General features: G+C 57.6%; 13 protein-coding genes. All 13 read right to left on the reverse strand.

All coding sequences use genetic code 11. The features are described 5' to 3' along the window. Window positions 1–33: 33 nt before the first annotated feature. A complete protein-coding gene (locus HMPREF2674_RS08460) occupies window positions 34–2,805 on the reverse strand; it encodes a DUF6493 family protein (RefSeq protein ID WP_070825424.1) in 2,772 nt (923 codons plus the stop codon). An 82-nt stretch (window positions 2,806–2,887) separates the two neighbouring features. Continuing rightward, window positions 2,888–4,297: an SWIM zinc finger family protein gene (locus tag HMPREF2674_RS08465; RefSeq protein WP_070825425.1), complete on the reverse strand. Its 1,410-nt coding sequence runs from the start codon at window positions 4,295–4,297 to the stop codon at window positions 2,888–2,890. Between the two features lie 191 nt (window positions 4,298–4,488). Beyond that, window positions 4,489–4,746: a preprotein translocase subunit SecG gene (gene secG, locus HMPREF2674_RS08470; RefSeq protein WP_049334137.1), complete on the reverse strand. Its 258-nt coding sequence runs from the start codon at window positions 4,744–4,746 to the stop codon at window positions 4,489–4,491. A 108-nt stretch (window positions 4,747–4,854) separates the two neighbouring features. Further along, on the reverse strand, window positions 4,855–5,319 hold the full coding sequence (locus HMPREF2674_RS08475; RefSeq protein WP_049342829.1) for a hypothetical protein: 465 nt from the start codon (window positions 5,317–5,319) through the stop codon (window positions 4,855–4,857). A 272-nt stretch (window positions 5,320–5,591) separates the two neighbouring features. After that, window positions 5,592–6,368, reverse strand: coding sequence for a triose-phosphate isomerase (gene tpiA, locus HMPREF2674_RS08480; protein WP_049334135.1), 777 nt, complete (start codon window positions 6,366–6,368; stop codon window positions 5,592–5,594). Window positions 6,369–6,611: 243 nt separating this feature from the next. After that, entirely contained in the window at window positions 6,612–7,208 is a 597-nt protein-coding gene (locus HMPREF2674_RS08485) for a G-protein coupled receptor family protein (protein ID WP_049334134.1), read from the reverse strand. Between the two features lie 70 nt (window positions 7,209–7,278). Next, on the reverse strand, window positions 7,279–8,160 hold the full coding sequence (locus HMPREF2674_RS08490; RefSeq protein ID WP_070825426.1) for a DUF6318 family protein: 882 nt from the start codon (window positions 8,158–8,160) through the stop codon (window positions 7,279–7,281). 2 nt (window positions 8,161–8,162) lie between these two features. Next, window positions 8,163–8,762: a DUF6318 family protein gene (locus HMPREF2674_RS08495; RefSeq protein ID WP_049342832.1), complete on the reverse strand. Its 600-nt coding sequence runs from the start codon at window positions 8,760–8,762 to the stop codon at window positions 8,163–8,165. 591 nt (window positions 8,763–9,353) lie between these two features. After that, window positions 9,354–10,133 carry a DUF6318 family protein gene (locus HMPREF2674_RS08500; RefSeq protein WP_246826208.1) on the reverse strand — a complete coding sequence of 260 codons (780 nt, stop codon included), beginning with the start codon at window positions 10,131–10,133 and terminating at the stop codon, window positions 9,354–9,356. A gap of 83 nt (window positions 10,134–10,216) precedes the next feature. Then, window positions 10,217–10,807, reverse strand: a complete 591-nt coding sequence (locus HMPREF2674_RS08505; RefSeq protein WP_070506373.1) for a DUF6318 family protein — start codon at window positions 10,805–10,807, stop codon at window positions 10,217–10,219. Between the two features lie 371 nt (window positions 10,808–11,178). Beyond that, window positions 11,179–12,051, reverse strand: coding sequence for a DUF6318 family protein (locus HMPREF2674_RS08510; RefSeq protein ID WP_141761825.1), 873 nt, complete (start codon window positions 12,049–12,051; stop codon window positions 11,179–11,181). Then, window positions 12,048–12,674, reverse strand: coding sequence for a DUF6318 family protein (locus HMPREF2674_RS08515; protein WP_065425444.1), 627 nt, complete (start codon window positions 12,672–12,674; stop codon window positions 12,048–12,050). Before HMPREF2674_RS08515 ends, HMPREF2674_RS08510 begins: the two co-directional genes overlap by 4 nt. 116 nt (window positions 12,675–12,790) lie before the next feature. After that, window positions 12,791–13,714: a DUF6318 family protein gene (locus HMPREF2674_RS08520; protein ID WP_053088823.1), complete on the reverse strand. Its 924-nt coding sequence runs from the start codon at window positions 13,712–13,714 to the stop codon at window positions 12,791–12,793. Window positions 13,715–13,968: the final 254 nt, after the last annotated feature.

Raw genomic sequence — 13,968 nt, forward strand, 5'->3', positions numbered from 1 at the left:
AACGGAGGGTTTGAACGGGTGCGGGCGGGGCGGTTAGCCCTGCACCTGGTTGAGGATATTCCGGGCGTACCGCGCCTTCTGCGAAGAACCGGTCAGCGTACCCAACCAGGCACGCAGCGGCTCATCCACGAGCTCCGCACGGGTGGCAGGGTCGAGAGTCGCCAACGCCTGGCTGAAGGCGCCCAGCAGCTTACCGAGCGAGTTCGCCCCGGTATCCAGGTGCGGTATGAGGCGCGCGAAGAAGCGCACCGCCGCCCGCGCATCCAGCTGGGCGAAGTCGGTGAGGGCGAGCGCCCAACGGTTCAGCATCGCCAGCGGCACAAAGTTCACGAAGCCTGCGGTGGCGTCCTCAAGGCTGAGCTGATCGTCCAGCACGCGGTGCATGATTTCCACGGCGAGGGAACGAATTTCGACACGCTGCTCCGAGAAGCCCGCGGCGAACACGAACGCGCAGGCGGGACCCCATGCGCCGGGGTGCGCCGCCAACGCCAAATACAGGCTCCGGTCAAAGGCGCTGTGATCCAAGCTGTACCAGTTGCTACTAGCGCAGTAGAAAGCCAGCGGTTCTGCCCGTGAGGGATAGAGCAGGGCGTACTGTCCTTCTTCGTCGTGGTGGGCGGTGGCGAGGCCGCGGAAAGCGTTCAGCTCGGGGGTGGAAGCACCGTGCGCCGCTCCGTTCAGCTGAAGGCCCCAGCTTTTTTCCCGCTGGGCTACCGTGATGGATTCCAGGTAGGGGTTGACGCGCCCGGTGGCGAGGGTGCCGTCGAGAGCGGAGCGGAGCACGCGAATCTGGGTAGGAGCAGAGCGCGGAGCGTCTTCCTCAGCGTTCTTCACGTATTGCTCTTCGAGGCTTTCAAGCAGAGTCAGCGCCTCAGCTCGGCGGCTCTGTGCATCCTGTCGCTGCTCGTCGGTAGCGTACGGAGGCAGCACCTCCGGCACATGCACACGCAGTAACGCCGCCGTGAAATCCTGGCGCAGGATGGTGGCTCCATCAGCCAGGTTCTTGGCGTACCGACGCACCAGGGTATCCGGATGCACCCACCCGCCGAACAGTTCAGGGGTGGCGAGCGGGGTGTAGCTCTGCCTGCTCTGCAGCACGCCGAGGGAATCCTTGAATCCGGTGCTGAAGAACGCGGCGTGGCGGGAGTACATGGTGTGCAGGTTCGGCACCGTACCGGGGTCTTCCTTCGGGGTCATCTCCGATGCTTTCGGGCGCTCACGCAGCTTCCCGGCGGCGGCAATAACCGTCAAGTGCGCGCGCATGTCGAACCATGTCAAACCCCAGTGGTTCAGCTTTTTCAGGCAGAGGGGAACAAGCTGTTCGAGCAGGTTTGGGCTCTGCGCGGTGCCGTCGGCGCTGAGCAGGTAGGCGGTGAGCAGTTCCAGCTCCAGCTCGCATCCGGCGTGCGTTTCGGGCTGGTCTGCTTCGCTGAGAGTGTCGGGGGTGGCGCAGGGCGCGACCTGATGGTGCAGGAGCGCGCGGGCGCGTTCTTGCACGTCGGATGCGGTAATGGCGTGCACGGGGGTGTCCCAGTACCGGTGGATTGCGGTGCGGGAGGCGGCGAGCGCCTCCGCGGCGACGGCCTCAATGTCAGCAGCTTCAGTGAGGGCGGCGCTGTCCTCGCCGCTCCCCCGGCTATTCTCCGGGCTGTACCCATCTTCAAGCAGCAGCGAGCCCTCTTCCTGAATCTGCGCCACAACCAGCGGATCCAGCTGGGAACGGTAGTCGCGGTAGAGCTCGCGGGCACGCTCGGCAAACACGATAGTCTCGGCGCTCGCGTTGTCTGCGGCGCCCGCCTGCACCCATTCTTCGAGGTGTTTGAGGGCGGCGGCTTGAACCTGCGCGTGGGTGTGGCTGAGCGCCATGACTACAGCGTCTTCGCAGGCGGCAGCATCGAGGGTGCCCTCCCGGTACAGCGCCTGGAGCATGGTCAGGATTTTGAGCGCGTTTGCTTTGGTTCCGGCGCATACGGCGGGTGCCGCGTAGGCGAAGGCGGTGGCATCCAGCACCTGCGGGTTTTTGCTCCAGAGGCGGTGAATATGCTGCACGCCGAGGGTCACGCTCGGACCGATGGGCGAGGAGAACAGCGTCAGAAATTCGCTCTGACGTGCCGCAATTTCTTCGGCGGTGAGTTTGAGTCCGGTGACCAGGCGTGAGAACCAGCCAACCCGGTACGCCGGGAAGTCACTCATGAGAGAGCTCAGGAGCGCATCAATCAGGCGGTCACGGCTAATCAGCCCGGTTTCGGTGGCTTCGATAAGGGCGCACGACCAGCCGGGGTTATTCTCCTTCTGCCCGGGCTTGTAGGAATCGCGCTGGGTGAGAGAGATGTCCCGGTTGCCTTCGACGGCAAGCATACCCCAGATAAGTTCTTCGCGGAGCTGTTCGTCCTCACGCAGCAGCGGAAGAATCAGGTCGGACTCACAGTTGATGAGGGCGGTGTAGTAGTCTTCGTCGTGTTCAAGGACCGTGCCGTCGTAGAGTTCGGCAAGTCTCATGGAGGCAGCGCCCGAGAACCAACCTGTCTCAATATAAGCTTTGACGCGGTCCTGCGTGACGGTTCCGGGCTTATTTTTGCCGACCTCGGAGCCGAACGGGGTGGTGACAATGTCGAAGTACTGCCAGCGGCGGTAAATCTGTTCGAAGGTACCGCCGACCGCCAGGATGTTGGCGAGATTGCGGTTGAAGTGCATGATGTCGCTCCAGGTTTTCTGCTGCCTGGTGAGTGGGTAAATGACTTCGCCGGGGAGCGGCTCGGTGATAACACCTTCGGGGAAGGTATGCGTTTCGGGGCGTTTGCTCATGGTGGTCTTTCGGGAGGAAGCTGAGGGGAGCTTTTGGGGCGTCGTCTTTTAGTGCGGTGCGTGGTGTGTCGGGGTGTTTACCCTAGCCGGCGGCGTGTTCGCGGTAGAGAATACTGACCGCCAGCGCGTGCTTGCAGGGGCCGCGCGTACCGCGGTACTTCAACCACCAGGGGCAGGAGCAGAGGTACCCCTCCACGGCGTACGGGTCGGCGGGCAGCACCACGGTGTACGTGTTCTCACTGCTGCGCACACTGTACTCACCGGTGCCATGCTCCCCCGCCCCGACCCGCTCAATAGCGCCGGAATCGGCAAGCTTTTTCGCGCCGACCAGGCGCGGGTGCATGGCGGTCAGCGCCTCCGGATGCACCGGCAGCGGGCGGTGGAAATACTCGCCGGCATGCGAGTCAAAACCAACCTGACCGGAGGAAGCCAGCAGGGCGAGGGCGTCGCGGGTTGCCGCCTCGTCCAGGCCTGCGCGGGCAGACATGACGGGCACGTCAATGCGCGGCTCGAAGGAAAGCAACACGCTGAGCATGTCAGCGTTCTGGGCGGTGTTCGGGTTAGACAGCGCCTGCAGCACGGATCCCTCACCGGAGAACCCGCGTGACTTTTCGGGGCTCAAACCAATGCTCAGGCGTGCGCCGGGCAGGTGCGCCACCCACACACTGGGCACGGGCGCGTTACCGGCGGTCACGGGCTCACTGTATGCGTCCAGGCGCTGAATGTGGCGGATGAGCGGCTCAAGCACACGCAGACGCTCGGGGCCCGCCACGCATACAGATCCGGCGGTGGCGCGGGTGGCAAGCCGCAGGGAACGCACGGCACGGGTCGCCCACAGGACCGCCTTGGTGCTGGAGTTACGCGGCAGGGAGTGGATGAAGGTTCGGGCGGCGGCAGCGTCCAGGCTGTGCACGGGGCTCATGCGGGATGAGAGCATCTGCGTTTCTGCAAAGCCCTTGAGCCAGCGGATGGGCAGCGGCACTTTTTCTTCCATGACGGAGCCGTCAAGGGTGGTGGTAAGCAGCCCGTCGTCGCCAACGTTCAAGTGGATGGGCTCCCCCGCCCGCAGGGAGGCGAGCGCGGCGCGCAGGGGCGGGTTGACGTCTACGTTGGTGACGCCTACGGCGCTGTGGCTGGCGTCGAGTGCGCTGGAGTCAACGTCGAGGCGCGCATACACTCCGCAGCAGGCGCTGAAGGATTCGAAGCGTAGGCCTTCGGCGGTGCTGGTGACAACGGGGTCTGCGGCGCGTAGGGCTCCGGCGAGGGAGCTGGGCGGCACGTAGAAGCGGGTGCGGGCGACCCGGGCGACGACCAATAGTGCAGTGGCGTAGACGTCTGCTCGTTCGAGGAACCCGGAGAAGAAATACGGGTGGGAGGCGGCGCCTTCGGGGGTGCTGCCGCCGCTGGTGGCGAGGCTGAGCGCGCGGGAGTCGGCGCCGTCGATGAGGGCTGACGGAGCGGTGTACGTGTAGTCGAGGGTGTAGGCGCTCATGGCTTCTTTGCCTTTCGTATGTGGTGTATACGTCCTATCATGCCGTAAAGATTCACGCCCCGCTACCGCTTTCGTCATTGCCGTTTGGTGCATAAAAAATCCCCGACATTCTCGGTTGAGAAGTGCCGGGGAGAAGCTCTAATTGGCTCACCTTCGGTGGGGTGGGCGTGGGCTCTAATGAGAGGCTCTGACTAGACGACGATCTGGCCGTTGAAGCGCAGGGCCAGGCCGTACAGGACCACTGCGATAACCCAGATGACGATTACGGTCACGGTCAGGCGAATCAGGTTCTTCGACGCCATACCGGAGGAGTTCAGGGAGTTGGTCATACCGCCACCGAACATGTCGGAGAGGCCGCCGCCCTGACCGCGGTTGAGCAGCACGAGCAGCACTGCAATCACGCTGGTGATGGCAATAATGACCATGAGTACGTTCATGATGACGTCCATGGGGACCTTCCTGTAGTCATTCTTCGGGCGGGGTCTGCGGCTTTCGCATTGCAGACAGACGGTTTAACTATACGCTACCGTCGCCGTTCGGTCACGTTGATTAGGTTTTTAGGCGGCGCGGTTAGTGCGGCGCTGGTACTCGCTGGGGGTCAGCTGCAGGGCCGCGGGCCGGTCGGTGAGCACGCGCTGGGCGGTGAGCTCATCGCCTTCAGTGTCGTAGGCGCGCACGTACCCGCCGTCGATGAGGTAGTAGGTGAATTGTTGCGCGGCCGCCCAGTAGGCGCCTCCTCCGGCGTAGAAGCCCTGGTCTACCCAGTCGCGCAGGGTGAGGGTCACGGGAATTTCGGGAGAGGAGGTGCGGCTGTAGAGCCAATCAAGGAATTCGTCTCGGCGGCTCTCGAAGTACTGGTATTCGGGCGAGGGCTCCCTGTACTCTTCGCCGCCCGCGTAGCCGAGGTTGCCGCCGTCATTGCCGGGCAGGCGCGGGGCGCTGACCCTGCGGTTGCGGATGTAGAGGAAGAGCATCGTGCCGATGAGGCCTGCGATGATGAGGGAGAATCCGAAGCTGAACATGCCGTTAAGTGTACGGGGCGAACCGTGCGGCGGGCACGTTCCGGATGGGTTTTGCGCCGAGGGGCGAACACCCCCGGCATCTTGCCCGCCGGCCGCGCATAGCCGGTTAGTGGGACTCCCCTGAGCGCAACTCCCCGCCACTTTGCTACCGAAGCTTACAGACTTACGGAGACGCACCCGTAAAGAAGCGCGGTTAAAAGGCGCGGCGCCCGGCCGGGTGAGTACCCGGCCGGGCGCCGTAACACTATGAGACGCCGTGATGCGTCGGGGTTTTATGCGTCGAAGCGTGCGATGGCTGCGAACTCTTCAGCCTGCAGGGATGCGCCGCCGACGAGCACGCCGTCCACGTCTTCCTTACCCATGATGGAGGGTGCGGAGGAGGACTTGACGGAGCCGCCGTAGAGAACGCGAACCTTCTCTGCAACGTCTGCGGAGTAGAGCTTAGCGATTTCCGCGCGGATTGCTGCGGACATTTCCTGAGCGTCCTCTGCGGTTGCGACCTTGCCGGTGCCGATGGCCCAGACGGGCTCGTAGGCGACGACCAGGGTCTCTGCCTGCTCTGCGGTCAGACCAGCGATGGAGCCGCGCAGCTGCTCGAGGGTGTACTCGACGTGGGTGCCTGCCTCGCGGACCTCGAGGGGCTCACCGACGCAGAGGACGGGGGTCAGGCCGTGCTTGTATGCTGCCTGGACCTTTGCTGCGCACAGCTCGTCGCTTTCGTGGTGGTAGGTGCGGCGCTCGGAGTGGCCGACGAGCACGAAGGTTGCGCCGAGCTTGGAGAGGAATGCGCCGGAGATTTCGCCGGTGTATGCGCCGGAGTCGTGGACGGAGAGGTCCTGGCCGCCGTAGAGGATGTCCAGCTTGTCGCCCTCGACGAGGGTCTGCACGGAGCGGATGTCGGTGAAGGGCGGGAAGACGGCAACTTCGGTTGCGGAGAAGTCAAAGTTTGCGTCGTCGAGGGTCCATGCGAGCTTCTGGACGAGGGTGACTGCCTCTGCGTGGTTGAGGTTCATCTTCCAGTTGCCTGCGATGAGGGGCTTACGCGACATAGTTCGCTCCTTAGCTGTCCCGCGCGGTATGCCGTGCGGGGTTGTTGTTCGGAATTTTCCTTTCCCATTTTAGAGGGTTGGCGGCATATTTTCACTGGTTCGGCGCGGTTTTATGCTGTGCCTTGACTATTCTCACCCCGCGTTCGCTGATTGCGTGGAACCCCGGATACGAAGTACCGGCAGGGTGGAGCTTAGGGGCTCTACCCTGCCGGTACTCTGCCGGTGGTGTTTGTCTACGGTGTGTTAGTAGCCACCTCGGAGAAGGTACGACGTGTAGCAGAAGAAGACAATCGTCAGAACAATCACAAGAAGCGCGGTAGCGCGCGCACTTATGGCGAGGGAACGCTTCCAGGGCAGTTTTCGGGTAGCGATCTTCTCAACGATGAGCGCCGCAAGAGCACAGTAGGTGAAGCAGACGCACAGCAAAACAACAAACGAAATGATGAGAGTAGCCGTTGCTATCGAGGAAGATTCCCAATAGGCGTAGTACATCCAGAGGTAAGGAGAACCTGCGATGAAGTAGGCCATGAATCCACCGATGGGAAGGCAGATGAGCGAGTACAGGCCCATACGCTTAGGCTCTGCGGGTGCGTTCTGGGTCGCTACTGTTTCGCTGGGAACTGCGGAGGCGGCGCCAGCTACGGCGGGCTCACGTCCGGGGCTCTGGAGGGTGGTTGCGGTAGGTACTGCGCTGGCTTCTACCGCGGTGCTTTCTGCGGCATTGTTCTGCACGGTATTTTCCTGTACAGCATTGCTCTGCGCAGTATTCTCCGGCAAGGGGCTACCCTGCACGGCGCTCCCCTGTGCGGGTACGCCGGGGTTCTGGGGCGGCTGTTCCATATGTCTCCTTGTTGTGGTTGGTGTGGTGTGGTTACTGGTGATGTCGTGCGGCTACCGAGAAGGTGGATTCTTATACCTCTAGCCCTTCGAGGGAGAATCCCGGAGGGTATAGCGGCGTGGCGTCCTTATCGTCTTCCACGAGCACCCAGCGGCCGCGCAGGTGCTCCGCGCAGAGGAAAGCGTACTCTTCCTCACCGGTCTTCAAGAACTTATCGATGGGTAGCTTCTCCCCCGTTTCGGATACGTAGAAGACAGCCTCATCGCGAATACGTCGTCTTGCTTGGTATCTCAATACCTGCCGACCATTCTTACTGCGGTCATTAATACCGGCGGTGGTAACCTGCAGACGGTACACATCCTGGTTGGCAATAAGCCAGCCGCGGTTTTCTCGGTAGAGCCGAAGAAGCTCAGGGGAAATAATCTCTTCCGGATTGATCACTTCAGAGAGCGGTTTGGTATCTCCGGTGTAGTAGAAATAGTTCAGGGCGGCATAAAAGTACGCCTGAAAAATATAGAAACCACCGCGGTTATACTCATTCATTCCCGGCTGCAGAACGGGGTACGGCACATTCTGGGCGGCGTGCTCTTCGGTGGCGGGCACGTACCTGCCGTTGCGTTCGTAGGCGGTGTACACCATAAACCCGGCTGCGCTTCCACGGTCTACGTAACCAGCATCAAACTTCTCTTCAGGTTCTAGAGCGATTAGTGCCCTATCTCGCTTGAGAAGACGAACTTCTTGCTTTTCCTCGTTGGTGGCGAGGATACCGGTCTGACGACCGACAAAGAGAGCGCCGAGGGTGCCCACGCCTGCTACAGCGAGGGCACGACGAGAAAAACGAGGCTTCCGCGGTTCCTGCTGATGAGCGAGTAGCTGACCAGAAGATACCGGCGGAGCTTCCGGGGAGGAACCCAGCGTTCCGTTCGTCTCCTGTTCCTTGCGTTGGGGCTCCATGGTTATGCCTCCTTTTCGGGGATGAAGTGGATATCCCAGCCGGGGTCGAGGAAACGGGAGCGCAGGGTGCCGTGGATTGCTCCGTCGCGGAGGAGTCCGCGCGTGTCGAATTCGGTGATGGGCTGTAGCTGCCCGGTGTCCTTGCGGAAGACTTTTGCTTCGGGGAGGATGTCGAATTTGACGTTCCAGTCGAAGATTTTTTGTTCTTCATTATGGATGCGCGGTTGTGCTTCGAGGATATGCATGGTCAGGATTTGTTGGTTGGGGGTGATGACCCAGCCTTTCCCGTCGTCAAAGATATCTTGAATGGCGGGGAAGAATAGTTCTTCGGCGGTCATTGCATATTCGAGGCGTCGCGAATCGGATGCCAAAAGCATATAGTTTTGGCATTGATAATAGTAGATATTATAGAATTCCAAATCAGCGGACGTTAGAAATTTAGTAAACGTATAGCTGTAATCTGGCGGCGGCGCAGAATATGCAGGGTGCTGCTGATTTGCCGGGGTGTAAATTCCGATCATGTCCGTATCGACAAGATGGTATTCTCCCCTATAGTCTTCTTGGTTGAAGAATTTTTTGGTCCACTCAGGGTCGACAGTCATTTCCTCTCCTTCCTAAAATATATCTCTCATTACCTAACGCTAATTTGAATTCATGAATCTATTTTGCATATTTTCACCCTTGAAAATCTCACCTGCCGCATCCCGGGGGTTTACACAAAAAATAATTCAATTGTTAAGAGTTAAAATATTCACTGAATCAGCTCAAGAAAAACACTCATTATTCATATAACAAATGAGATTATTAAACGAATAAATACCTTTAGCGAATAAAAATCTGACGTACCTGAGTTAGATGCTTGAGCCGCATCGTGAGAGCCTCAGCGCTCTCATCTTTAAAAGGTACGGGAACGGCATGAGCCTGAAAGGTAACCATGTATTTAGCTTCCGGAAGTTGAAGTTGATGTGACGGTGAACGAGCATCCTCGCTCACACTCGTTGCATGTGTGTTCCCTCTCGGTGACAGTGAGAATCACACACTCCTCAAGGTAACACACGCGCACTCTGCACACGAACTCAGTAGGACGGATTCCGCCCCCCTAGCCAACCGCGAAGAGCCCACCTCAAAAGTCCAGCACGAAACCCCCTCCGGCGCGGTACCGAAAGTACCGCGCCGGAGGGGGCCCAGGGACGCTATAGATTGCCAAAGCCCTTCGGGTAGATCGGCTCGTAGGTGTTACGGTTGCTGTAGCCGTCGCGGTCCACCACAATCACCCACTGCCCGCGCAGATGCTCCACAGCCAGCGAGAAACGCCCCAGGTACCTCAAATATTTGCGGATATCCTGCTTCTCACCCGTCTCAGTCACGTAAAACGCCAGGTCCGTAGCCTTAGTCGTGTACAGGGTGCTCACCAAAATATTTCGGCTCGTATTTTTAGCCTTTTCACCCGCAACAAGATCGTCAACAACGTTGGCGTTCAGCACATTCTTGTCAGGCGAAATAACCCACCCGCGCTTCTCCCTGTACAGGCGAAGAATTTCGGGGTGTAGCACCTTTTCGGGGTCTGTGACCTTGGAAAGAGGCTCCGTGTCGCCCGTGTGGTAGAAGTAATTCATTGACGCAAAGAAGTACGCCAAAAACGCGTACAAGCCGGCGCGGTCGTAGTTATCCATTCCGGGCTGCTGAATCGGGTACGGCACGTTTTGCGCCGCCTGCGCCTCGGTGGCAGGAATGAAGCGGCCCTTACGCTCAAACGCCGTGTAGACGAGCGGCCCGGAGGAAGGCCCCAAGGTACGGAGCTCATCGTACTTCTCCGTGGGTTCCAGGCGCACAAATTCCTGGTCACGCTTCTTATCGGCTTGGGAATCCGAGCTCATCGTATTGAGCAGGTTGACACCCCAGCCAAAAGCCACCGCGACGAGGGCGGCACCGGCGAACACGCCAGCCCGTATAAACTTGGCGCGAGACAGCATAGATCTCATGTACGCTCGTTGCTCGTTATATCCGGGTCCGCCGTATCCGGGTCCACCAAAGTTATTCGTCATGATGCCCTCCCCTAGCTCAAACTATTTTCTGGGATGAATTGGACGGGCCTCCACTCATTCGTGAATTGTGTGCGTAGAGTCCCGTGTATTGCGCCGTCACGAATCAGGCCGCGCGTATCAAAATCGGTGATGGGATACACCTGATTTGTGTCCTTGCGGTACACCTGAACTTCGGGAAGAATATCGAACCGCACATTCCATTCCACAATTTTTAGCGTCTCGTCAATGAGGCGCGGCTGCCCCTCCAAAAGGTTCATGGTCAGAATCTGGGGGTTAGGGGTAATGACCCAGCCTTTACCTTCTTCGTAGAGGTCCTGAATGGTGGGGAAGAACATTTCCTCGCTGATATTGTCCATTCTCAGAACCGCAGGTTCCGAGGCGAGAATCATGTAATTCTGGCAGGCGTAGTAGTAGCCCAGGTAGGGGCGCAGGTTCCTCGCCGCATAGTGCCTCGGCCTGTACCTCACCCCCGGCGCCGGCGCCGAGTAGGCGGGGTGGTCCCGGTTTGCGGGTGTGTAGGGCCCAATCACGCCATCGGCAACGTACGGGTATGTTCCGGTGTAGTCTTTTTCGTCAAAGAGCGCTTGAGCGTTTACGGTCATTCTTTGCCTCCTTGGATTCGATGTTCACTAGTTGCCGTTTTCATAAGCTGCCGAGGTGGTCCTGGACTGCTCGGGCGGCTGGGTTCAGCACCTGGGCGTCTTCGCCCGCCTGTATTTGCTTGCCTGTATTTGTTTGCCTGTGGAGGTGCGTGCGCTCCCTGTTTCGCTCCCCCGCGGCAACCGTATGGGTACCGCCCGGTGAGCGCCGGGGCCCTCTATATTTCCAGTCTAGTAAAGCTGCTCTGTCCCTCTCGGATACAGGCGGCGAATCGAGGGAATCCACAGCAAATAGCCAGGAAACAGCCCCACACCCTGCCCGCACAAGGTGGACCGGGCATGAGCGGGCGTGCAGAAACCCCCACATATCCGTTTTAGTATCTTATTTTATGAAAACCGGGAGGATATAGAGGCATCAAATCATCTTGATTGTTAAGCAAAACCCATCGCCCCTTCAAGTTTTCTAGATATGAACTAAAAAAACTACTTTCAAAGGTCTCATAGTGATCAAGAGGAATCTTTTCCCCCGTCTCTGGAATAAAGAAATACGCTGCCCGGTGAAGAAAATATTCTACACTACAATAAAAAATATTCCGCTTGGTGTACTCAAACCTCTCATCTGGGAAAAAAGAAGCAGAATTAATAGATACCTCATTAAATATATCATCATCACAGATAAGCCATCCGCGCTTTTCTTGGTAGAACCGGAGGATTTCAGGTTCAATAACATCCTCTGGCTTCACTATCTTAGAAAGAGGCTCAGTGTCTCCCGTGAGGTAAAAATATTTCAGAGACGCATAATAGTAAGCAATAAAAGTATATAATCCAGACCTGGTGTACTTATTCATACCCGGATGCAATACAGGATAGGGTACATTCTGTGCCGCGTGTTCTTCCGTTGCAGGAATATACCGCCCGCTACGCTCATACGCCGTGTAAATGAGCAATCTACTAGATTTCCCAAGGTCCTTTTGATAGTCGTATTGTTGCTTCGGCTCCATGTCAATATATCTTTGGTGCTGCAACCGTCGACGTGCCTCCCGTCGCTCCTCGTCCGTTCCCAGCAAGCCAGCACGATACCCAGCGGAGACGAACAACCCAGCACCCAGAACGCCTACGCCCACTCTGCCTAAAAAGACGCGGCGGCTAACCGGGCGGTTCTTCCGAGGTTCAGGCTGATAATTGAGCTGGGAATATGGTTCGGAATACGAGGTGGGATATGGGTTAGGACCGCTGTTGATACTCATGATGTCTTCTCCTCTGACGCATTGTTGGTACCTTCTGGGATAAAACTGATTGTTGACCCTTTGTCTTTGACACTCACCGTTCTCATCGTGCCGTGTATTGATCCCTCACGAATCAGGCTTCGCGTATCAAATTTAGCGATGGGATGCAGTTCTCCGGTATCTTTTCGATATACCTTCACGTCAGGATGAATATCAAATCGCACCTTCCACTCGGTCACCTCTTGTTCCGAATTCGTGATGCGCGGCCGACCCTCGAGAACGTGCAGGTTGAGAATCCTAGTATCAGGTGTAACTACCCATGCTTTACCCTCTTCGAAGAGATCTTGAATAGCCGGGAAAAAGATTTCATCCTCACTCAGATCGTCTCCTAAGCCTCGTGTATCAGAGGTCAAAAGAATGTAATTCTGACAGGAGTAATAATAGATATAATGGAAAAGCTCCCGCACAAAGCTAGTTACTGGTTGCTGCCAATAATCGTAATCCGGGATAGGCGCAGAATATGCTGGATGATCCTGATTGGCCGGAATATACTCGCCAGTTAAACGAGTGGTTGCTAACGAATACTCTCCAGCGAAATCATCCATATATACAAATGATTTAAGTAGTTCTTCGCTGTCTATCATTGTCTTCTTCCTTACACTCATCTTTGGATGTATAACAAAACCCACTGTAGGTGGGGCTCAATAGGGACACTGGCAGCCGCTTGCGTCTCCTAACTGAAGTTATTATGAACCCGGTCTTAGGATTCACCGGTATGAGGGACATCTGCGGGGTACATCGGTGTCCTATCCTTGTCATTATTCAACAAGGTCCACCTGCCATTCAGGTGCTCAGCTTCCAGCCTCTCCCCTCTGTCGTCCCTTGGCTTCCTCCCCAGAGGACTCCGATAATCGTAAAGAGATAATTTTTCACCGATGCTCGGAATATAGAAATAGCCTGTATAGGATTCTTTAGATACCCCCAGCCAGCACCATATAATGTGCCGGCCATTCCGCTCCGATATTGATAGACGATCCGAACTACTCGTTGGGAAATAAATCCACGCCTTGCACACGTCCTGTTCCGATATAACCCATCCGCGCTTCTCTCGGTACAGGCGAAGCATTGTTTCAGGAAGGACAGCCGCCGGCTCAACAACCTTCGACAGAGGCTCAGTATCTCCCGTGTAATAGAAGTAGTTGAGGGCTGCACAAAAATACCCCATGAAGGTCATAAAACCCTGCAGACTATATTCGTACATCTCCGGTTGAGGTACAGGGTAAGGCACGTTCTGCGCGGGATGTTCCTCAGTCGCGGGTACGAACTCGCCGCGGCTTTCGTAGGCGGTGTACTCAAGAGGAACATCCTTATACAGATAAGACTTATCGATTGCCCCCACGAATTCTTGATTCGGTTCAAGAGCAGCCAAAGCCCGATCTTTTTGAGCCTGCCGTTCTCTCTCCTCAGCTTCCTGCTTCTTTTTACGATCCTCTTCCAGCTCCTCCGGCGTCTTAATCAAGCCCGTGCACCGGCTAATAACCGCAGCCGTCAGAACACCCACACCGGCATATCCCAGGGTTCGCCGGGAAAAACGCTTTTTCTTCTCCGGGCTCTGCCCAGGGTTTTGCACGGGGTTCCGCTCAGGAGCCTGGCTGGTTGAATTGCCGTCATTGTTCGTGGTCATTCGTGTTCCTCCACGGCTTTCGTAAATACCGCGATGTATTTTCTGGAGTTGCGGTCCCCCACCGGGTGCAACAGACGTCGTCCCATGAACGGCGGGGAACCCTACATTCCCAGTCTATTAGAGTCGGTTCCACACGCCTCCGATACAAGCCGCAAACCCAAGGAATCCACAGCAAATAGCCAGGAAACAGCACCGCCCCTCCCCACAAAAGATAGACCGAGCACGCAGAAACCCCCGCCGGAACGGTACCGAAA

It is taken from the genome of Rothia sp. HMSC062F03, from assembly GCF_001836905.1.
In the GTDB taxonomy this organism is placed as follows: domain Bacteria; phylum Actinomycetota; class Actinomycetes; order Actinomycetales; family Micrococcaceae; genus Rothia; species Rothia mucilaginosa_A.